This is a genomic window from Actinomadura terrae, from assembly GCF_022751215.1.
GTDB lineage: Bacteria > Actinomycetota > Actinomycetes > Streptosporangiales > Streptosporangiaceae > Spirillospora > Spirillospora terrae.
This window is the reverse complement of the sequence record NZ_JAICDG010000006.1, coordinates 363,385-384,798: the sequence shown is the minus strand read 5'-3', so window position 1 is coordinate 384,798 and position 21,414 is coordinate 363,385. Positions and strand designations below refer to the sequence as shown.

Annotated in this window: 8 protein-coding genes; 7 read left to right on the top strand and 1 reads right to left on the bottom strand. The window is 76.0% G+C overall.

From position 1 onward, the window contains the following. Positions 1–115: 115 nt before the first annotated feature. The 4 genes from K2F47_RS33665 to K2F47_RS33650 all read left to right on the top strand — a co-directional run bounded on the left by K2F47_RS33665 (position 116) and on the right by K2F47_RS33650 (position 14,745). Positions 116–12,097 (top strand): non-ribosomal peptide synthetase, encoded by an 11,982-nt coding sequence (locus K2F47_RS33665; RefSeq protein ID WP_242910141.1) that lies wholly within the window; start codon positions 116–118, stop codon positions 12,095–12,097. A 100-nt stretch (positions 12,098–12,197) separates the two neighbouring features. Further along, positions 12,198–13,217, top strand: coding sequence for an iron-siderophore ABC transporter substrate-binding protein (locus tag K2F47_RS33660; RefSeq protein WP_242910140.1), 1,020 nt, complete (start codon positions 12,198–12,200; stop codon positions 13,215–13,217). Between the two features lie 62 nt (positions 13,218–13,279). Next, positions 13,280–14,548 carry a lysine N(6)-hydroxylase/L-ornithine N(5)-oxygenase family protein gene (locus K2F47_RS33655; protein WP_242910139.1) on the top strand — a complete coding sequence of 423 codons (1,269 nt, stop codon included), beginning with the start codon at positions 13,280–13,282 and terminating at the stop codon, positions 14,546–14,548. Continuing rightward, on the top strand, positions 14,548–14,745 hold the full coding sequence (locus K2F47_RS33650) for an MbtH family protein (RefSeq protein ID WP_272497811.1): 198 nt from the start codon (positions 14,548–14,550) through the stop codon (positions 14,743–14,745). The genes K2F47_RS33655 and K2F47_RS33650 overlap by 1 nt, the downstream gene beginning before the upstream one ends. 16 nt (positions 14,746–14,761) lie before the next feature. Here K2F47_RS33650 and K2F47_RS33645 read toward each other — a convergent pair whose 3' ends face one another. Further along, positions 14,762–15,406 (bottom strand): GNAT family N-acetyltransferase, encoded by a 645-nt coding sequence (locus K2F47_RS33645; protein ID WP_242910137.1) that lies wholly within the window; start codon positions 15,404–15,406, stop codon positions 14,762–14,764. 500 nt (positions 15,407–15,906) lie between these two features. Here K2F47_RS33645 and K2F47_RS33640 point away from each other — a divergent pair, with 500 nt between their 5' ends. From K2F47_RS33640 to K2F47_RS33630, 3 genes are all read left to right on the top strand, one after another. Next, a complete protein-coding gene (locus tag K2F47_RS33640; protein ID WP_242910136.1) occupies positions 15,907–16,782 on the top strand; it encodes a DMT family transporter in 876 nt (291 codons plus the stop codon). Between the two features lie 110 nt (positions 16,783–16,892). Further along, positions 16,893–18,989, top strand: coding sequence for an NAD-dependent DNA ligase LigA (gene ligA, locus K2F47_RS33635; protein ID WP_242910135.1), 2,097 nt, complete (start codon positions 16,893–16,895; stop codon positions 18,987–18,989). A 79-nt stretch (positions 18,990–19,068) separates the two neighbouring features. Next, positions 19,069–21,414 (top strand): SCO7613 C-terminal domain-containing membrane protein, encoded by a 2,346-nt coding sequence (locus K2F47_RS33630; RefSeq protein WP_242910133.1) that lies wholly within the window; start codon positions 19,069–19,071, stop codon positions 21,412–21,414.

The following is a 21,414-nucleotide window of genomic DNA, read 5'->3' as shown; positions in this document are numbered from 1 at the left end:
GCCACTCCCTTTTCCGGGCGGAACTTCAAACTTAGGTAAGGCTAACCTTGCAGGATTTTTATAGGCAAGGCTAACCTAACCTGCGGTGCTGGAGCCGACAACGAAAGAGTTGAGCGTGCGGGATCAGACGACGGCGGTACGACGGCGCGAACTGATGCGGCGGATGATGGCGGAGGCCGGGCTCGGCCCCGACTCCACCCGGCTCGCCCCACGTGAATCGGACGGCCCCGCGCCGCTCTCCCACGCGCAGCAGAGCATGTGGCTGCACCACCGCGCGTTCCCCGAGAGCCCCGCCTACAACGTCTGCCTCCTCGTCCGGATGTCGGGCCCGCTCGACGCCGACGCGCTGCGCACGGCGCTGCGCGGCCTGATCCGGCGGCACGCGATCCTCCGCACCGTCTATGCCGACGCCGACGGCGACGCGGGCCCGGTGCAGATCGTGGGCGATGACGACACGCTCGACCTCGTCCCCGTCCCGTGCGCGGACGCCGGCGCGCGGGCGGCCGAGCTGGCGGCGCGCCCGTTCGACCTGCGCCGCGACCGGCCGATCCGGCTGGAGCTGCTGCGGCTCGGGGAGGCCGAGCACGCGCTGGTCCTCGTCGTGCACCACATCGCCTGGGACGGCATGACGTGGGGATCGCTGTCGCGCGACCTGTCCGCGCTGTACCGGGCGGCGGTTGCGGGGGAGCCGGACGGCCTGCCGCCGCTGGAGGTCCAGTACGCCGACTTCGCCGCGTGGGAGCAGGAGCGTCCCGCGAACGAGGACGACCTGGCCTACTGGCGCGGACGGCTCGACCCGCCGCCCGCGCCCCTGGACCTGCCCGCCGACCGGCCGCGCGGCGCCGCCGCGTCCGAGCGGGGCGGGCGGCGGGCGCGCCGGTTCGGCGACGCGGTGACCGAGGGCATGCGGCGGCTCGCGGCGGAGGAGGGCCTCACCCCGTTCACGGTGATGCTCGCCGCCTACGCCGTCCTGCTGCACCGCTACACCGGCGCCGAGGACGTGGCGGTCGGGTCGGCGGTGATGAACCGGGAGCACGCCGGGACCGAGCGGCTCGTCGGCAACTTCGGCAACACGCTGGTGCTGCGGACCGACCTGTCCGGCGCGCCGACGTTCCGCGAGGCGCTGCGGCGCGCCGGGCGGACGTGCGCCGAGGGCTTCGCGCACCAGGCGCTGCCCTACGACCGGATCGTGCGGGAGCTGCGTCCCGCGCGCGGCCGGGGCCGGTCGGCGTTCTTCGACACGATGCTGCTGTTCCTCGCCCAGGAGATCGGCGAGCTGGACCTGCCGGGCGTCACGTCGAGCTGGACGCACGTCCACAACGGCACGACGCACTTCGACCTGTCGCTGGAGGCGTTCGTCCGGGCGGACGGCATGACGGTCGAGGCGACGTTCCGGCGCGAGCTGTTCGACGACGACCGGATCGACGCGCTGCTCGGCCACCTGGAGACGCTGCTGGCCGCCGCGCTCGCCGACCCCGACCGCCCGATCGGCGCGCTGGAGCTCATGGGCGCGGACGAGCGCGCGCTCATCGAGGCGGCCAACGCCACGCTGCGGGACGTGCCCGACACCTCGGTCGTCGCGCTGTTCGAGGAGCAGGCCGCGCGCACGCCGCACCTGACGGCCGTCGAGTCGGAGGCGGGCTCGCTCACCTACGCGCAGCTGGACCGGCGCTCCTCCGCGCTGGCCGCGGCGCTGCGCGGACGCGGCGCCGGACGCGACACCGTCGTGGCGCTCGCCCTGCCGCGCACGCCCGACCTCCTCGTCGCGCTGCTCGGCGTGCTGAAGGCGGGCGCCGCGTACCTGCCGCTCGACCTGGACCATCCGAGGGACCGCCTCGCCTACATGCTGGACGACGCGCGCCCCCTCTGCGTCCTCGCCACCCCCGACACCCTCGGCCTGCTCCCGGACGGCACCGGCACGCTCGTCCTCGACGAGGTCCCCGACGCCCCCGAGCCGTCCACGCCCGTCCACGCGGACGACCTCGCCTACGTCATCTACACCTCGGGCTCGACCGGACGCCCGAAGGGCGTGGCGATCCCGCACCGGGCGCTCGCGAACTTCCTGCTCGCGACCCGCGACCAGCTCGGCCTCACCCCCGCCGACCGGCTCGTCGCGGTCACGACGATCGCGTTCGACATCGCCGCGCTGGAGCTGTACGGGCCGCTGCTGGCGGGCGCGACGGTCGTGCTGGCCTCCCGCGACGCCGTCCGCGACCCGAACGCGCTGACCGCGCTGCTCAAGGACGCGACCGTCGTGCAGGGCACGCCGTCGCTGCTCGGCACGCTCGAACCGGCGGCGTTCACGGGCCTGCGGGTCCTGGTGGGCGGCGAGGCGCTGCCCCCGGCGCTCGCGGGGTCGCTGTGGCGGGCGGCGGCGCTCGCCACCAACATGTACGGGCCGACCGAGGCGACGGTCTGGGCGACGTGCGCCGACCTGCCCGCCACCGGCATCGGGCGGCCGTTCTGGAACACCCGCGCCCACGTGCTGGACGCGGCGCTGCGTCCCGTCCCCCCGGGCGTCCCGGGCGAGCTGTACCTGGCGGGTTCGCAGCTCGCCCGGGGTTACGCCGGGCGGCCCGCCCTCACCGCGGAGCGGTTCGTCGCCGACCCGGCCGGGCCGCCCGGAGCCCGGATGTACCGGACGGGCGACCTCGCGCGCTGGAACCGGGACGGCTCCCTCGACTACCTCGGCCGCACCGACGACCAGGTGAAGATCCGGGGGTTCCGGATCGAGCCGGGGGAGGCGGAGGCGGTGCTCGCGGCGCTGCCGGGCGTCGCGCGGGCGGCGGTCGTCGTCCGCGAGGACCGCCCCGGCGAGCCGCGGCTCGTCGGCTACTACGTGCCGGAGGGGGAGCCGGGCGACCTGCGCGGCGCGCTCGCCGCGGTGCTGCCCGAGTACCTGGTGCCGTCCGCGCTCGTCCCGCTGGACGCGCTGCCCCGGACGGTCAACGGCAAGCTCGACCGCGCGGCGCTGCCCGTCCCCGAGGACGTGGCCTCCGCCCAGCCGGAGGGCCGCGCGCCCCGCGACGCCCGCGAGGCCGCGCTGTGCGCCATCTTCGCCGAGCTGCTCGGCCGCGACCGCGTCGGCGTCGACGACGACTTCTTCGCCCTCGGCGGGCACTCGCTGCTCGCCACCCGCGTCGCGGCGAAGGCCCGCGCGGCGCTCGGCGCGACGCTGTCGATCGCCGACGTCTTCGAGGCGCCGACCGTCGCCCTGCTCGCGCCGAGACTCGTGGCGGGCGGCGGGTCGCGCGTCCGCGACGCGGCACGGCCGGACGGCGACGTCCCCGCGTCGGCGGCGCAGCGCGGTCTGTGGCTGGAGGAGCGGCTGCGCGGCCCGTCCCCGTCCTACGCGCTGCCGCTCGGCCTGCGCCTGACCGGGCCGGTGGACCCCGAGGCCCTGCGCGCGGCGTTCGGCGACGTCGTCGCGCGGCACGAGGCGCTGCGCACGCTGCTGGTGGAGGGACCCGACGGGCTGCCCGTCCAGCGGATCCTCGCCGCCGACACGCCGGTCCCCTTCACGGTCGTGGACGCGCGCGGCGAGGACGCGGCCCGGCGGGAGCGCGAGGCGGCCTCCCACGTCTTCGACATCGGCGCCGACCTGCCCGTCCGCGCCACGCTGATCCGCGCCGGGGAGGCGGAGTGGTCGCTGGTCCTGCTGCTGCACCACGCCGCCGCCGACGAGTGGTCGTTCACGCCGCTGCTCGCCGACCTCGCCCGCGCCTACGAGGCCCGCCGCGAGGGCCGCGCGCCCGGGTGGGAGCCGCTGCCCGTCCAGTACGCCGACTACGCGGCCTGGCAGCGCGGCGCCGACACCGGCGACCAGCTCGCCTACTGGGAGGACGCGCTGGCCGGGCTGCCCGGCGAGACGGTCCTGCCGCTCGACCGGCCGCGCCCGGCCGAGGCGAGCCACCGGGGCGGGCTCGTGCCGTTCCGGCTGCCCGCCGCCGGGGCGCGCCGGTTGGCGCGCGACACCGGGACCAGCGTGTTCATGGTCCTGCACGCGGCCGTCGCGGCACTGCTGCAACGATCGGGCGCGGGCGATGACATCGCGCTCGGCTCGCCCATCGCCGGACGCGCCGACGAGGACCTGTCCGGCCTGGTCGGCGTGTTCGTCAACCCGCTCGTGCTGCGCGCCGACCTGTCGGGCGACCCGACGTTCGCCGAGCTGCTGGACCGGGTGCGCGCCACCGACCTCGCCGCGTTCTCCCACGCCGACGTGCCGTTCGGCCGGGTCGTGGAGCGGCTCGCGCCCGAGCGGTCGCTGGCGCGCGGCCCGCTGTTCCAGGTGATGGTCGTCCACCAGCGGCTGGAGGACGTGCGGCTCGCGCTGCCGGGCGTGTGCGCCGAGCCGTTCCTGCCCGAGACCGGCGGCGTGAAGTTCGACCTCGACCTGTACTTCGCCGAGGGCGCCGACGAGGTCGAGGGGTTCGCCGCCTACGCCGAGGACCTGTTCGACCGGGGCACGGTCGAGAGCCTGCTGGACGGGCTGTCGACGCTGCTGCGCCAGGTCGCCGACGACCCCGGGCGGCGGCTGTCGACGCTCGGCGCCCCCGTCGAGCACCCCGACACCGCCCGCGACCTCCCCGCCCCGACCGCCGCCGCGCTCATCGAGGCGCGGGCCGCCGCCACCCCGGACGCCACGGCCCTGGTCTTCGGCGACGGGGTCCTTACCTACGCCGAGCTGGACGCCCGCGCCGAGGCCCTCGCCGACCGGCTCGCCGCCGCCGGGGCGGGCCCGGAACGCATCGTCGCGATCGCCCTGCCGCGCTCGGACGCGTTCGCGGTGGCGCTGCTCGCCGTGCTCAAGACCGGCGCCGCCTACCTGCCGCTCGACCTGTCCTACCCGCCCGCGCGGTTCGAGGCGATGCTGGAGGCGGTCCGCCCGCTGCTGGTCCTCGGGCGGGACGAGCCGCCCCGGGACGCGCCGCGCCGCGTCCGCCCCGAGATCCGCCCCGGCCACCTCGCCTACGTCGTGTTCACCTCCGGCTCGACCGGGACCCCGAAGGCCGTCGCGGGCACCCAGCGCGCCCTGGCCAACCGGCTCGCCTGGGGCGCCGACCTGGCCGCGCCCGGAACCCGCGTCGCCAAGAGCTCGCCCGCGTTCATCGACGGCACCACCGAACTGCTCGGCGGCCTGGTCGCCGGGGACACGGTCGCCGTCGCCGACGACGCCACCGCGACCGACGCGGTCGCGCTCGCCGGGTTCGTGGAGCGGCACGGCGCCGCGACGGTCACGCTCGTCCCGAGCCTGCTGGCCGCGCTCGCCGAGAACGGGCCGCCCGCGTCCGTCACCACCTGGATCAGCAGCGGCGAGGCGCTGCCGCCCGCGCTCGCCGCCCGCGTCCCGGGCCGGGTCGTCGACCTGTACGGATGCTCGGAGGCGGCGGGCGACAGCCTCGCCGCCCTGTCCGGCGGGGGCCTCGCGCCGATCGCGAACACCCGCGCCCACGTCCTGGACGCGGCGCTCCGCGAGGTCCCGGTCGGGGAGCTGTACCTGGCGGGGGACGGCCTGGCGCGCGGCTACCTCGCTGACCCTGCCCGCACTGCGGCACGCTTCGTCGCCGACCCGTTCGGCCCGCCCGGCTCCCGCCTCTATCGCACCGGCGACCGCGTCCGGCGGCTCCCTGACGGGACGCTGCGGTTCCTCGGCCGCGCCGACGACCAGATCAAGCTGCGCGGGTTCCGGATCGAGCCGGGCGAGGTCGAGGCCGCCCTCGCCGCGCGGCCCGGCGTCCGGCGCGCCGCCGTCGCCGCGCGCGGCTCCCGCCTCGTCGGCTACGTCGTGGGCGACGCCGACCCGGAGGAGCTGCTGGACGGCCTGCGCGCGACGCTTCCGGCGCATCTAGTCCCGGCCGACCTGGTCATGTTGGACGCGCTGCCCCTCACCCCGAGCGGCAAGGTCGACCGGCGCGCCCTGCCCGACCCGGGACGTCCAGCCGCCGGGCGCGCACCCGCCACCGAGGCCGAACGCGTTCTGGCGCGGCTCGCCGCCGCCGTCCTGGAACGTCCCGACGTGGGCGCCGACGACGACTTCTTCCGCGCGGGCGGCGACAGCATCAGCGCCGCGCTGCTGGTCGCCCGCGCCCGCCGCGCCGGGCTGGCCTTCACCGTCCGCGACGTGTTCCGCCTCCGGACGATCGAGGCCCTCGCCCGCGCCGCCGCGCCGCCGCCCCGGGCCCTGGCCACGGCCCCCGACGAGAACGCGACCGGCGAGCTGCCCCTCTCCCCGCTTCAGGAAGGGCTCCTGTTCCACCTGATGCTCGCGGGCGAGGGACGCGACGTCTACGTGCAGCAGGCCGTGGTGACGCTGTCGGGGCCCGTCGATCCCGCGCGGATGCGGGACGCGGCGCGCGCCGTCCTGGAGAAGTACCCCAACCTGCGCGCCGGGTTCCGCACCGACGGCGACCGCGCCGTCCAGTTCGTTCCCGACTCCTTCGAAGTGCCCTGGACCTACGCCGAGGTCGCCCGGGACGAGCTCGACGCGTTCGTCGACGCCCAGCGGGCCGAGCCGTTCGACCCGGGCGCGCCGCCGCTGCTCCGCTTCGCGCTGGCGAGGGTCGGCGCGGACGACCACCGCCTCGTCCTGACCTCCGAGCTGATCCTGCTCGACGGCTGGTCGGGCGGGCTGCTGGTCACGTCGCTGCTGGAGGGCTACACCGACGCGGCCGCCGAGGCCGCCCGCCCGGTCGCGCCGTTCCGCGCGTTCCTGGACTGGGTGAACGGCCGCGACCGCGACGCCGCCGTGGACGCCTGGCGCCGCGCGCTCGGCGGCTTCGACGAGCCCGCGCTCGTCCGTCCCGGCCTCGCCGGCGCGCCCGCCGACCTCGCCGCCGCGGGGGAGGCCCGCCGCGCGCTGCCCGCCGGGCTCGCCGGACGGCTCGACGCGGTCGCCCGCGAGCGCGGCGTCACCCCCGGCACGCTGTTCGAGACGGCGTGGGGCCTGGTCCTGATGGGCCTCACCGGACGCGACGACGTGGTCTTCGGCGCCTCGGTGTCGGGCCGCCACCCCGACGTGGACGGCGTCGAGACCATGGTCGGGCTCCTGTTCAACACCGTCCCCGTGCGGGTGCAGGCCGGGCCCGCCGACCCGGCGGCCGCCGTGCTGGAGCGCGTCCAGGCGGCCCGGTCCGAGCTGTTCGACCACCAGCACGTCGCGCTCGCCGACGTGCAGCGCGCGACCGGCCTGCCCACCCTGTTCGACACCCTGTTCGTCTTCCAGAACTTCCCCGGCATGCCGACCGGGCGCGGCTTCGGCCCGGACGGGGACCTGCGCGTCCTCGGCCGGGAGGTCCGCGACGCCACCCACTACCCGCTCACGATGGTCGTCGAGCCGGGCGCGGGCCTCCGGATCATGTACCGGGGCGACGCGTTCACCCGCGCCGAGGCCGAGCGGATCACCGACCGGTACGTCCGCGTGCTGGAGACGCTCGCCGACGCGCCGGGGACGCCGTGCCACGCCCTCGACCTGCTCGTCCCCGCCGAGCACGACCGGCTGCGGCGCGACTGGGACGCGGCGTGGCACGCCGTCCCCGAGCTGACCGTGGCCGAGCTGCTCGCCGAGCGGGCGGCCGAGCGCCCGGACGCGCTCGCGCTGGTGTCGCAGCCGGACGTCCGGCTCACCTACGGGGAGCTGAACGCCGAGGTCAACCGGCTCGCGCGGCTGCTGGTCGCGCACGGCGCCGGGCCCGAGCGCGTCGTCGCGCTGGCGCTGCCCCGGTCCGCCCGGATGGTCGTGGCGCTGTTCGCCGTGCTGCGGACCGGCGCCGCGTACCTGCCGCTCGAACTCGACTACCCGGCCGACCGGCTCGACTTCATGCTCGCCGACGCCGCGCCGACCTGCCTCGTCTCGCACCGCGACATCGCAGCCGGTCTCACCCACTCCGGCGCCGTGATCGCGCTGGACGACCCGGACGCCGCGCGGGCCCTCGCCGACCTGCCCGGCACCGACCTCGCACCCGACGAACTGGACGGCTTCGCGCCCGGCACCCCCGGACGCCTCGACCACCCCGCCTACGTCATCTACACCTCCGGCTCCACGGGCCGCCCCAAGGGCGTCGTGACGCCGTACCGCGGGCTGACGAACATGCAGTTCAACCACCGCGCGAACATCTTCGACCCGGTCGTGGAGTCCGCCGGGCGGCGGCTGCGGATCGCGCACACGGTCTCGTTCTCCTTCGACATGTCGTGGGAGGAGCTGCTGTGGCTGATCGAGGGCCACGAGGTGCACGTCTGCGACGAGGACCTGCGCCGCGACGCCGAGGCGCTGACCGCCTACCTGCGCCGCCACGAGGTCGACGTCATCAACGTCACGCCGACCTACGCCCAGCAGCTGCTCGACGAGGGCCTGCTGGACGGCGGGCACCGGCCGCCGCTCGTGCTGCTCGGCGGCGAGGCCGTGCCCGCGTCGGTGTGGGACCGGCTCGCGCGCGCCGACGGCGTCCTCGGCTACAACCTGTACGGGCCGACCGAGTACACGATCAACACGCTCGGTGGCGGCACCACCGACAGCGCCACCCCGACCGTCGGAAAGCCGATCTGGAACACGCGCGGCTACGTCCTGGACGGCTGGCTGCGACCCGTCCCGCCGGGTGCGCCCGGCGAGCTGTACATCGCGGGGGACGGGCTCGCGCGCGGCTACCTCGGCCGCCCCGCCCTGACCGCCGAGCGGTTCGTCGCCGACCCGTTCGCGCCGGGCCCGGCGGGCGGCCGCATGTACCGGACGGGCGACCTCGTCCGCGTCCGCGCGGACGGCAACATCGACTTCCTCGGCCGCACCGACGACCAGGTGAAGATCCGCGGCTACCGGGTCGAGCTGGAGGAGGTCGAGACCGCGCTCGCCGCCGAGCCCGGCGTCGGGCAGGCCGCGGTCGTCGCCGCCGACACCGGGGTCGCGGGCGTGAAGCGGCTGATCGGCTACGTCGTCCCGGACGGGACGCGCGAGGGCGCGGCGGGCGAGCAGCTCGCCGAGTGGCGGCAGATCTACGACGCGGAGTACACCGAGGTCGGCACCGTCGTCCACGCCGAGGAGTTCGCGGGCTGGGACAGCAGCTACGACGGCGCCCCCATCCCCCTCGACGACATGCGCGAGTGGCGGGAGACGACCGTCGAGCGCATCCGCGCGCTGCACCCCGAACGGGGCCCGGGACGCGTGCTGGAGATCGGCGTCGGCGCCGGGCTGATCCTCACCCGGCTCGCGCCGGAGGCCGAGGAGTACTGGGGCACCGACTTCTCCGAGCCGGTCATCGGCAAGCTGCGCCGCGACCTCGGCCCGGACTCGCCCGTCCGGCTCAGCGCGCAGCCGGCGCACGACACCGGCGGCCTGCCGCGCGGCCACTTCGACACGATCGTGATCAACTCGGTGGCGCAGTACTTCCCCGGCCCCGGCTACCTGGAGGACGTCGTCACGAGGGCGCTCGAGCTGCTCGCGCCGGGCGGCGCGCTGTTCCTCGGCGACGTCCGCGACCTGCGCTCGGTCCGCTGCCAGCACGCGGCCATCCAGCTCGGACGCGGCGGCGGCGACCTCGCGGCGGTCGACCGGGCCGTCCGGATGGAGAAGGAGCTGCTGCTCGAACCGGCGTTCTTCGCCGCCCTCGACGGCCCCGCGCGGGTGGAGGTGCTCACCAAGCGCGGAACGCGCCACAACGAACTGACCAGGCACCGCTACGATGTCGTGCTGTGGAAGTCCGCGCCGCCCGCGCCCGAGACCCCCGTCGTGGAGTGGACCGGCCTGGACGACCTGCGCGACCGCCCGCCCGGCCCGCTCCGGGTGCGCGGCATTCCCGACCCCCGGCTGTCGGGCGAGGTCGCCGCGCTGGAGGCGCTGCGCGGCGGCGCGTCCCCGGACGAGGCGCGCGCGGTCCTTGCTGCCCCGCCGGACGGCGTCGAACCGGAGACCCTGCACGAACTCGACCCGGGCGTGGTGCTCACCCCGTCCGACCGGGTCGGCCGGTACGACGCGGTCTTCGGCGGCGGCGCCGCGAGCCCGGCCGCCGACCCGGGACGCCCGCCCGCGTCCTACGCCAACAACCCGGTCGCGGCCCGCGACCACGGCACGCTTGCCGCGCGTGTCCGGGAGGCGCTGAAGGCGCGGCTGCCCGGCTACATGGTGCCGAGCGCGATCATGACGCTGGACGCGCTGCCGCTGACCGTCAACGGCAAGCTCGACCGGCGCGCGCTGCCCGCCCCCGGCCAGGACGGCCCGCGCCGCGAGGGGCGGCCGCCCCGCACGCCCGTCGAACGGCTGCTGTGCACGCTGTTCGCCGAGGTGCTGGACGCGCCCGGCGCCGGGATCGACGACGGCTTCTTCGACCTCGGCGGCCACTCGCTGCTCGCCACCCGGCTCGTCGGGCGGGCCCGCGCGGTGCTCGGCGCCGAGCTGTCGATCCGCGACCTGTTCGAGGCGCCCACGGTCGCCGAGCTGGCGGCACGCCTGCACGACCGCGCGGGCGAGAGCACCGCGCCGCGGCCCGTGCTCGCGCCGCGCGAACGCCCCGAACGGGTCCCGCTGTCGTTCGCGCAGCGCCGGCTCTGGCTGCTCGACCAGCTCCTGCGCGAGGACGACGGGCCGCGCGGCGCCTACCACCTGCCGCTCGCGGTGCGGTTGCGCGGCGACCTCGACCACCCCGCGCTGGAGGCCGCGATCGCCGACGTCACCGCCCGGCACGAGAGCCTGCGCACGGTCTTCGCCGAGCACGACGGCGTCCCCTACCAGCGGATCCTGCCGCCGGACGAGGCGCGTCCCGTCCTGGAGGTCGCGACCTGCGCGCCGGAGGAGTTCATCGCCCGGCCGTTCGACCTCGCCGCCGACCCGCCGCTGCGCGTCGCGGTGTTCCCGGAGGGCGACCGCGAGCACCTGCTCCTCGCGGTCTTCCACCACATCGCGTTCGACGAGTGGTCGTTCGGCCCGTTCGCCCGCGACGTCGCCGCCGCCTACGCCGCCCGGCGGGAGGGGCGGGCGCCCGACCTCCCGCCGCCGCCCGTGCAGTACGCCGACCACGCGCTCTGGCAGCGTGAGCTGCTCGGCGACCCGCTCGACCCGGGGAGCGTCCACGCCCGGCAGCTCGACCACTGGGCGCGCTCTCTCGCCGGGATTCCCGAGGAGATACCGCTGCCGGTCGACCGGCCCCGTCCCGGGACGGTCGGCCAGCACGGCGCGACCCACGCGGCCGTGCTGCCGCCCGGTCTCACCGCGCGGCTGCGCAGGGTCGCCCGCGACGCCGGGGCCAGCATGTTCATGCTCTGCCAGGCGGCCGTCGCCGCGCTGCTGCACCGCACCGGCGCGGGGGAGGACATCCCGCTCGGCAGCCCGGTCGCCGGGCGGACCGAGGAGGCCGCCGGCGGGCTCGTCGGGTTCTTCGTCAACACGATCGTGCTGCGCGCCGACGTGTCCGGCGCGCCCACGTTCGCCGAGCTGCTCGGCCGCGTCCGCGAGAGCGCGCTGGAGGGCCTCGCCCACCAGGACCTGCCGTTCGAGGCGCTGGTCGAGGCGCTGCGCCCGCGCCGCGTGCCCGGCCGCAACCCGCTGTTCCAGGTGATGGTCGGCTACGAGAACCAGGGCGTCGGCGAGGTCGACTTCCCCGGGCTGGAGCAGCGCGAGGCCCTGTTCGGGCCGGGCGCCGCGAAGTTCGACCTGGACTTCATCTTCCGCGAGGACGCGGCGACCGGCGACCTGCGGCTGCTCGTCGACTACTCCGCCGACCTGTTCGACGCGGGGACCGTGGGCGCGCTCGCCGCCGGGCTCGTCGCGGTGCTGGAGGCCGTCGCCGCCGACCCGGATGTGCCGGTCGCCGCGCTGCCCTCCGCCGGAACCGCGCGCGCCGTCACCGCCGAACACGTCTCCGCACCGCGTACCGGTGTGTCCGGTGGCGACCTGGAGGCTGCGCTGTGCCGGATCTTCGCCGAGGAGCTCGGCGTGCCCGAGGCCGGGCCCGACGACGACTTCTTCGACCTCGGCGGGCACTCGCTGCTCGCCATGAGGCTCGTCCGGAGGATCAGGAGGGAGCCCGGGTGCGCGGGGCTGAAGGTCGCGACGCTGATGTCCGCGCCGACCGTCGCGGGCCTGCTCGCGCATCTGGAGAGCGGGGGTGGGGAGTGAGAGTCCTCATACGGCCTCACCTCTTGTGAAGTTAGGTGAGCCTAACCTAATGTCTCTGCTCGGAAACCCCCGGCACAACCTGGAAGGACACCGGTCCTCTATGCGGACAACGATGCGGCGGCTGGTCGCCGCCACCGGCGCGCTCGTCCTGAGCCTCGGCCTGGTCGCCGCGTGCGGCGACGACGACGAACCCGCGGGCGCCGCGTCCGGCGGCGCGGCCGGTGCCTTCCCCGTCACCGTCGCGCACAAGCTCGGCACCACCAAGGTCGAGGGCTCCCCGAAGCGGATCGTCGCGCTCGGCGAGGTCGACCAGGACGCGCTGCTCGCGCTCGGCGTCCGGCCCGTCGGGATGACCGAGCTGAGCGGCGTCCAGCCGGACGGCCTCGCGCCCTGGAGCGCCCCGAAGGTCACCGGCTCCAAGCCGAAGCTGCTGAAGGCCGGGGAGGCCGGCTTCAACCTGGAGGAGATCGCCGCGCTCCGGCCCGACCTCATCCTCGCCGCCGGGGACTTCACCATCGACCGGGAGTACGGCAAGCTCTCCAAGCTCGCCCCGACCCTCGCCTACCAGACCGGCCCCGCCGAGGACACCTGGCAGCAGATCACCCGGCAGGTCGCCAAGGCCGTCGGCCGCCCCGCTGACGGCGAGGCGCTGGTGCGCTCGGTCGAGGCGAAGGTCGCCTCGGTGCGGACCGCGCACCCGGAGCTGAGGGGCAAGGGCTTCGCGCTGACCAGCATGTTCCCGTCCGGGAACATCGGCGTGATGAAGTCCCCGAGCGACACCAGCGTCAAGCTGCTGGAGCAGTTCGGAATGGTGCTGCCCGAGCCGCTGAGCAAGCTCCCCGGGCAGGGCTTCGCCGCCGAGCTCAGCATGGAGAAGGTCTCGGTGCTGAACGTGGACGTCCTGCTCAGCCACTACAACGACGACCCCGCGACGCAGAAGAAGGTCGAGGGCAACAAGCTGTTCGCGCAGCTGCCCGTGGTCAGGCGCGGCTCCTACGTCCCGCTCGACCTGAAGTCGTTCTGGCCGCTGCGCACGCCCACCCCGCTCGCCGTCCCCTACATCGTGGACCAGGTCGTCCCCGGGATCGCCAAGGCCGCGAGCGCGGCCAAGCCCGCCTGACCCGCTCGACCGACCTGCCCGCCTGTCCCCGCATCACCCCCGCCCCGAAAGTGGAGACGCACATGCAGACACCCGTCCATGACGTGGCCGGCATCGGGTTCGGACCCTCCAACCTGGCGCTCGCCGTCGCGCTGGAGGAGGAGCACGGCGCGAGCGTGGACGCGGTGTTCTTCGAGAAGCAGCCGGAGTTCGGCTGGCACCGCGGGATGCTCATCGACGGCGCCACCATGCAGGTCCACTTCCTCAAGGACCTGGTGACGATGCGCAACCCGGCCAGCCGCTACTCCTTCCTCGCCTACCTGCACGCCAAGGACCGCCTCGTCGACTTCGTCAACCACAAGACGATGTTCCCGACCCGGCTGGAGTTCCACGACTACCTCGAATGGGTCGCCGCGACGGTCGCCGGGGACGTCCGGTACGGGACGGAGGTCGTCGCGCTCCGCCCGCACGACACCGCGACGCTGGAGGTCGTCGTCCGCCGCGACGACGAGCTGGAGACCCACCTCGCCCGCGACGTCGTCATCGCCGCCGGGCTCGAACCCGTCCTGCCCGCGGGCGTGTCGGCGGGCGAGCGGGTCTGGCACACCGAGGACCTGCTGACCCGCCTCGCCGAGCGGCCCGGCTGGAGCCCCCGGCGGCTCGTCGTGGTCGGCGCCGGGCAGAGCGCCGCCGAGGCCGTCGAGCACCTGCACCGCACGTTCCCCGAGGCCGAGGTGTGCGCCGTCTTCACCCGCTACGGGTACTCGCCCGCCGACGACAGCTCCTTCGCCAACCGCATCTTCGACCCGGCGGCCGTCGACCACTACTACACGGCGCCGCAGGAGGTGAAGCGGCTGCTGTTCGACTACTCCCGCAACACCAACTACTCCGTCGTGGACCTCGAACTGATCGACGAGCTGTACCGGCGGTCCTACGCGGAGAAGGTCGCGGGTGCCGAGCGACTGCGAATCCTCAACGTCTCCCGCGTCGTGGAGACGCGCGACGTCCCGGGCGGCGTCCGGCTCCGCGTCGCGTTCCTGCCCACCGGCGAGACGACCGACCTGGACGCCGACGCCGTCGTCTACGCCACCGGCTACCGCGAGCGCGACCCGTTCGGCCTGCTCGGCGAGGCGGGCGCGTACTGCCGCGCCGGCGCGGACGGGCGCCCGATGGTGGAACGCGACTACCGGATCGCCACCGACCCCGGCCAGGAGTGGGGCGTATACCTCCAGGGCGCGACCGAGCACAGCCACGGCATCGCCTCGTCGCTGCTGTCCATGACCGCCGTCCGGACCGGCGAGATCGTCCAGTCCATCGCCCGCCGCTCCGCCCGAGTCGCCCAGGAGGCGTGATGACCAACCCGTTCGACGACCCCGACGGCACGTTCCTCGTCCTGGTCAACGACGAGGGCCAGCACTCGCTGTGGCCCTCGTTCGCCGACGTCCCGGCGGGCTGGACCGTGGCGTTCGGGCCCGGCCCGCGCCCCGACTGCGTGGACTACGTCGAGACGAACTGGACCGACATCCGTCCCCGGAGCCTGGCCGACTGACGGGTCCGCGACGCCGTCAGCTCGCGCCGAGCAGCGGCAGGCAGGCGTCCAGGCCCTCGATCTCGACGGGGACGGCGCGGTGCCGCTCCCAGCCCTCGCGGTCGAGGACGAAGCGCCGGTCCAGCCGCAGGACGTCGCGCACGCTCACGCGATCGAGGCCGTTGTCCCGGTAGCCGAGCTTGCGTGAGACCGCGGCCGAGACGGCGTTGTCGGCCAGCGCCGCGCTCGTCGCGGACTCCGCGCCCAGCCCGGCGAACGCCAGGTGCAGGACGGCGGCGCGCATCTCCGTCCCGTACCCCCGGCCCTGGTGGCGCAGCCCCAGCCAGGACCCGGTGCCCACCTCGCGGACGACCCGGAAGGCCCGCGCGCTGATCCCCTGTGAGCCGATCACCTCGCCGCCCGCGAACACGGACAGCGACAGCTCCCAGTCGTCCGGCTCCCATGCGCCGAGGACGCGCCAGTGGTACCGCATGACGCTGCGCGCCCGCTCCTCCGGCGGGAGGTCCGTCCACGGCACCAGGAACGGCATGTCGGCCGGGTCGTGGACGCCGCCCGCGGCGAGCGAGGCGAGGGCGTCCAGCTGGTCCAGGTCCGGGAGCCGCAGTTCGAGCCGGGGCGTCCGAAGGCGCAGCCCGTAGAGGGGCCAGTGCGTCACCGTCATCCGGCGATTCTCGCGGCCGCGCGCGGCCGCGTCACCCGAATATCGCCCGCGCAAGCCTCCTGCCAGCGCGTTCTCCGGGGGTGTGACGCTTCGGGACCCGCCGGCGCTGTACGGATTGGAGCCGATTTGCGGCGGTTCTTGCGGGCGGCGTCCCTGGGAGGGGAAGCCCGCGGCTCGCCGCCCGCATCCGGTGATCCGCAGGCGGGCCGGACGGTCTCGCGCCGCCGGGGCGGACGGCGCGGCGCCGTCCGGCCCGCCCTGCGTCACCCCCCTTCGGCTCGGCGCGACGCGGTGGTCGCCCGGGTCCGGAGGTGCCTGTGTGTTCGGAACGGACACCAGGGGCAGAAGGCATCAGAGGTCACGTTTCGGTCTTCGACCCGTCGTGACTCCCGGCCGCGCGCGGACCGCGGCCGGGCCGGGGGGTGATCACTAGGGGGTGGTCGGATGGTCCGCGCACGTGCGCCGGACGCGCGCCGCGGCCGCCCGGCCGGGACGCGCTGATGGCCTGGAGCATCGGGTTCGGCCTGTTCGCGGCGTTCCTGTTCGCCGCGGCCGCCGCGCTCCAGTACCGCGCGGCGCGGCGCGCCGTCCACGGGGGCTCGGACGCGGTCGCCGCCGCCGGGCTGATCCGCAAGCTGCTGCACGACCCGCTGTGGCTGGCCGGGTGGGGGGTGAACCTCGCCGGGTTCATGAGCCAGGCGGTGGCGCTCCACCTCGGCTCCACCGGCCTCGTCCAGCCGCTGCTGGTCAGCCAGCTCGTCTTCACGATCCTGCTCGCCTGCGCGGGCACCGGCTGCGTGCCCGCCCGCATGGACCTGCTCGGCGGGACGGCCGTGTCGGCGGGCCTCGCGGTCCTGTTCACGGTGCCGGGCGCGGTGCCGCCCGCCGGCGAGCCGTCCCGGCCCCGCCTCTTCGTCGCGGCGCTGCTCCTGGCGCCGCTCGTGCTCGTCCTGGTGCGGGGCGCGGCGCTGCGGAAGGGGACGGTCCGGGCCGTGCTGCTCGGCACCTGCGCCGGGCTGCTGTTCGCGTGCAGCGCCGTGCTGATCAAGCTGACCACCGCCGACCTCGTCGACCGGGGCGTCGCGGCCACCGCCGTCGACTGGCCCGGCTACGCGCTCGCGGGCACCACCCTGCTCGGCCTCGTGCTGGAGCAGCGGGCGTTCGCGGCCGGGTCGCTGCCCGCCGCGATGACCGCGATGACGATGACCAACCCCGCCGCGTCCTACCTGCTGGCCGTCCTCGCCTTCCACACCCGGCCGCCGCACAGCGCGCCCGCGTTCGCGGCCGTCTCGGTGAGCGCCGTGCTGCTGACCGCCGGGATCGTCGCGATGTCGCGCTCGGCGGCCGCCGCCCGGCACGCGCCGTCCGGTTCCTGACCGGCGGGGGCCTCCGGGGGCCTCCGGGGGCTTCTGGGGGCCTCCGGGGGCCGCCGACCAGGCCGTCCGCTAAATCCTGAAATGTCGTACCTACCAGGCAGGATAGGGACATGACCGAGACAGTGTCCCGCGCCGAGATCGCGGACCAGGCCTCCTACGCCGACGCCGTGCGCACCGCCGTCGAGGCGTCCGCCGCCTACTACGGCGAGGGCGACTCGCCCCTGGACGACGACGCGTTCGACCGCCTGGTGCGCGGGATCGCCGCCTACGAGGCCGAGCACCCCGAGCACGTCCTGCCGGAGTCCCCGACCGGCAAGGTCGCCGGGGGAGCGGTGATCGGGGACGTGCCGCACACCGTCCCGATGCTGAGCCTGGACAACGTGTTCTCCGCCGAGGGCCTGGAGGCGTGGGTCGCGGGCCTGGAGCGGCGCCTCGGCCGCCCGGTCGGGACCTGGTGCGTCGAGCCGAAGCTGGACGGGCTGGCGATCTCCGCCCGCTACCGCGACGGCCGCCTCGCCCGGCTGGTGACGCGCGGCGACGGCGCCGCCGGGGAGGACGTCTCGCACGGCATCGGCATGATCGTCGGGCTGCCGGAGCGGCTCGCCGAGCCGGTCACCGTGGAGCTGCGCGGCGAGGTGCTGATGACCCGGGCGCAGTTCGAGGACGCCAACGCCGCCCGCACGGCCGCGGGCGGCCCCGCGTTCGCCAACCCGCGCAGCGCCGCCGCCGGGTCGCTGCGCGCCAAGGACCGCGCCTACCAGGTGGAGATGACCTTCTTCGCCTACGGCGCGCTGCCGCTGGAGGGCACCGGCGACGACCTGGCCGCGCGGCTGCGGGAGCTGCCGCACAGCGAGATCATGGAGTACGTCGCGGCGCTCGGCGCGCGCACCACCGCCGCGACGCCCGTCCCCGCCGTCACCGCGACGGCGCTGGAGGCCCTGCACGCGCGCGTCGCGGAGATCGCGGCGCTGCGGGCCGAGCTGGACTTCGGCATCGACGGCATCGTCGTCCGCGCGGACGCGGCGGCCGACCAGGCCGAGGCCGGGGTCTCCTCCCGGGCGCCGCGCTGGGCGATCGCCTACAAGCTCCCGGCCGTGGAGAAGATCACGCGGCTGCTGGAGGTGGAGTGGAACGTCGGCCGCACCGGGATCATCGCGCCGCGCGCCGTCCTGGAGCCGGTCGAGCTGGAGGGATCGGTCGTCACCTACGCGACCCTGCACAACGCCGCCGACATCGAGCGGCGCGGGCTGATGCTCGGCGACCACGTCACCGTCTACAAGGCCGGCGACGTGATCCCACGCGTGGAGGCGCCGGTGGCGCACCTGCGCACCGGCGACGAGCGCCCGATCGAGGCGCCGGAGGTCTGCCCGCGCTGCGGCGACGCGATCGACGTCTCGCAGCAGCGGTGGCGGTGCGTGCGCGGCCGGGCGTGCCACGCGGTCGCCTCCGTCCGGTACGCGGTGGGCCGCGACCAGCTCGATATCGAGGGGCTCGGCGAGAAGATCATCGACCAGCTCGTGGACGCCGGGCTGATCACCGACTTCGCGGACCTGTTCGCCCTCACCCGCGAGCAGCTCCTCGGGCTGGAGCGGATGGGCGAGACCAGCACCGCCAACCTGCTCGCCGCGATCGAGGGCGCCAAGGCCAAGCCGCTGAACAAGGTCTTCTGCGCGCTCGGGGTGCGCGGCACCGGCCGGTCCATGTCGCGGCGGATCGCCCGGTACTTCGCCACGATGGACGCGATCCGCGCCGCCGACGACGAGGCGTTCCAGCGGGTCGAGGGCATCGGGCCGGAGAAGGCGCCGGTGCTGGTCGCCGAGATCGCCGAGCTGGCTCCGCTGATCGACCGGCTCGCCGCCGCCGGGGTGAACATGGTCGAGCCCGGCGCGACCGGCCCGGTGGCGGAGGGCCCGGTGGCGGAGGGCGAGGCGGAGGAGGGCGAGGCGGCGGAGTCCGGCCTTCCGCTGGCCGGGATGTCGGTGGTCGCGACCGGCGCCATGTCGGGGCCGCTGGAGGGCCTGTCCCGCAACGAGGTGAACGAGCTGATCGAGCGCGCCGGGGGCCGCGCCTCCTCCTCGGTGTCGGCGAAGACGTCGCTGCTGGTCGCGGGGGAGAAGGCCGGGTCCAAGAAGGCCAAGGCGGACAAGCTCGGCGTCGAGGTCGCCACCCCCGAGGAGTTCGCCGCCCGCGTCGCCGACTTCCTGTGATCGCTACCGGAAGTACTCGGGGCTGATCTGAGTACTTCTACGGTTATGGACGGCGGCGCGGCGGCGGCAGTCTCCCGTTATGCCTCTCACCTGCCCGGGCTGCCAGACTCTGCTGCCCCCGCCGCGCCGCCCGTCCTGCCCGCGATGCGGGCTGTGCCTGGCCGGGCCCGCCGCCGCCGAGCTGTGGGTGCTGGACGGCGAGCTGGCGCGGCTGGGGCGGCGCCGCCGCGACCTGCTGGCCTTCCTGTACGCGGCGGCCCCGCCTCCGGCCGGGGCCGCGCCGTGGCCGATGCCCGTCGGGGTGCCGGTGGGGGCGCCCGCACCCTCCGGCGGGACGGACGCCTCGCGTTACGCGGTCCGCAACGCGCTGCTGACCATCGGAGGGACGCTGCTCGGCATCGCCGCGTTCGTGTTCGGCGTCCTCAGCTGGAGCTCGCTTCCGTACTTCGAGCGCGGCGCCGTCCTGCTCGCGCTGACGGCGGCGGCGATGGGCGCCGCGTGGGTGCTCGCCCGGCGCGGGCTGGCCGCGACGGCGGAGACCCTCGCGTTCGTCGGCCTCCTGCTGGTCGGGCTGGACCTGTACTCCGCGTACGTCCACACGTTCCTCTCGCTGAACGACATCGACGGCGCCTGGTACGCGGCGGTGTCGTTCCTGGTGACCGCGCTCATCTGGGCCGGATACGACCGGCTCACCCCGCTTCGCCTGACCCGCCCGACGGCGCTGCTGCTGGCGCAGTTCCCGCTGCCGCTCGCCGTCGCCGGTGCGGACGCCCCTCCGGAGGCGATGGCGCTGGCCCTCCTCGCCGTCTCGCTCGCCGACATCGGCGCCCGGCGCTACTCCACGCGCGCCGCGACCGTCGCGGGCCTGCTCGCGGGCGCGGCGGGGACGGCGGTGGCGTTCGCGTCGACCGTGCGCTCGATCCCGGTGGCGCCCGCGGGGGCGGCGCTCCTGCTGGTGGCCGCCGTGGTCGCGCTGGCCTGGGCGCTGCGCGTGAACCGCGCCGTCGCCGTCATCGCCGGGCTGGCCGCCTCGGTGGCGGTCGCCGCCGTCCTCCCGCTGCCGCTGCGCTGGACGGCGGCGGGCGGCGCGCTGTCGGCCGTCGCCGTGGCCGCCGCCGCGTCGCTGCTGCCGGACCGGCTGCGCTCGGGCACGCGGGCGGGGGCGGTGGCCGTGCTGTCCGCCTCCGTCCTGGCGGTCGCCCCGGGCGCGGCCGTGGCGGTGCTCTTCCCCGGCCGCTACCTGGACGCCCGCTGGGCCGGGGTGGGCTCACCCGACCTGCTCGACTGGGTGCTGCCCGCCGCGCCCGCCGTCTTCGCGCTGCTGTTCGCCGTCCTCGTCGCGGGCGCGCGGGCGGCGGCTCCGCCCGTGGCGCTGCTCGCCGTCCTCACCACGGCGGTCGTCGCGGACGTGCCCTACCCGGCGGCGCTCGCGCTGGCCGTCGCGTCCGCCGCCGCGCTCGCGGTCTGGGCCGCCTTCGACGAGGCCGCCCGTCCCGCCGCCTGCGGTACCGCCGTGGCCGCGTCGCTGTGGGCCGCCACCTACTCCCTCGCCACCGAGGACGCCACGCTCGCCGTGCTCGGCGCTCTGACGGTCGTCGCCGCCGCCTGCGCGGTCGCGTTCCCCGTCCTGCGCGACGGCGCGGTGGCCGTGGCCGCGCTCGCCCTCGGCGGGCTGGCGGCTGCGGGGGCCCTCGCGTCCGCGCAGCCCGCCCAGCATGCGGCGTTCGCCGTGCTCGCCGCGTCCGGCCTCGGCCTGCTCGCGGCGGCCCGGGTGCGCGGCCCCGCCGCCGAGGTCGCGCCGTGGCCGGTCGCGGCGGCCGGGATCGCGATGACCGCCGGGCACGCCGCCCCGCTCAGCCTCGCCCTCGCCGTGACCGGTGTGCTGGCGGCCGCCGTGGCGCTGCGGCCGGACCGCCGCGCCGCCGGGTGGGCCGCGTCCGCACTGCTGATCGCGGCGTGGTGGGTGCGGCTGGGCGCGTCCGAGGTCACGGTGCCGGAGGTCTACACGACGCCGGTGTCGGCGGCGCTCCTCGCCCTCGCCGCGATCCGGCGCTCGCGCGGCGCCGCTCGGTCGTCGTGGGCCGACCTCGGTCCCGCGCTCGCGTCCACGCTCGTCCCGAGCCTGCTCGCCGCGTGGGCGGACGCCACCGGGCCGCGCCCGCTGCTGCTCGCCGCCGCCGCGCTCGCGGCCGTCCTCGCGGGCGCCCGGCTCCGGCTCCAGGCGCCGCTCGTGCTCGGCGGCGCCGTCCTCGTCCTGGACGCCGCGCGCTGGCTCGCCCCCTACGCCGCCGACGCGGCGGCGGGCCTGCCCGGCTGGGTCCCGCTCGCGGGAGCCGGCCTGCTCGTCCTGCTGGCGGGCGCGACCTACGAGCGGCGCATGCGGGACCTGCGGCGGCTCCGCACCGCGCTCGGCCGCCTCACCTGA

What these genes read in the sequence shown, in the direction of transcription:
- K2F47_RS33660 (WP_242910140.1), top strand. Translation starts at nt 12,198, where the DNA reads ATGCGGACAACGATGCGGCGGCTGGTCGCCGCCACCGGCGCGCTCGTC.
- K2F47_RS33655 (WP_242910139.1), top strand. Translation starts at nt 13,280, where the DNA reads ATGCAGACACCCGTCCATGACGTGGCCGGCATCGGGTTCGGACCCTCC.
- K2F47_RS33650 (WP_272497811.1), top strand. Translation starts at nt 14,548, where the DNA reads ATGACCAACCCGTTCGACGACCCCGACGGCACGTTCCTCGTCCTGGTC.
- K2F47_RS33645 (WP_242910137.1), bottom strand. Translation starts at nt 15,406, where the DNA reads ATGACGGTGACGCACTGGCCCCTCTACGGGCTGCGCCTTCGGACGCCC.
- K2F47_RS33640 (WP_242910136.1), top strand. Translation starts at nt 15,907, where the DNA reads ATGGCCTGGAGCATCGGGTTCGGCCTGTTCGCGGCGTTCCTGTTCGCC.
- ligA (WP_242910135.1), top strand. Translation starts at nt 16,893, where the DNA reads ATGACCGAGACAGTGTCCCGCGCCGAGATCGCGGACCAGGCCTCCTAC.
- K2F47_RS33630 (WP_242910133.1), top strand. Translation starts at nt 19,069, where the DNA reads ATGCCTCTCACCTGCCCGGGCTGCCAGACTCTGCTGCCCCCGCCGCGC.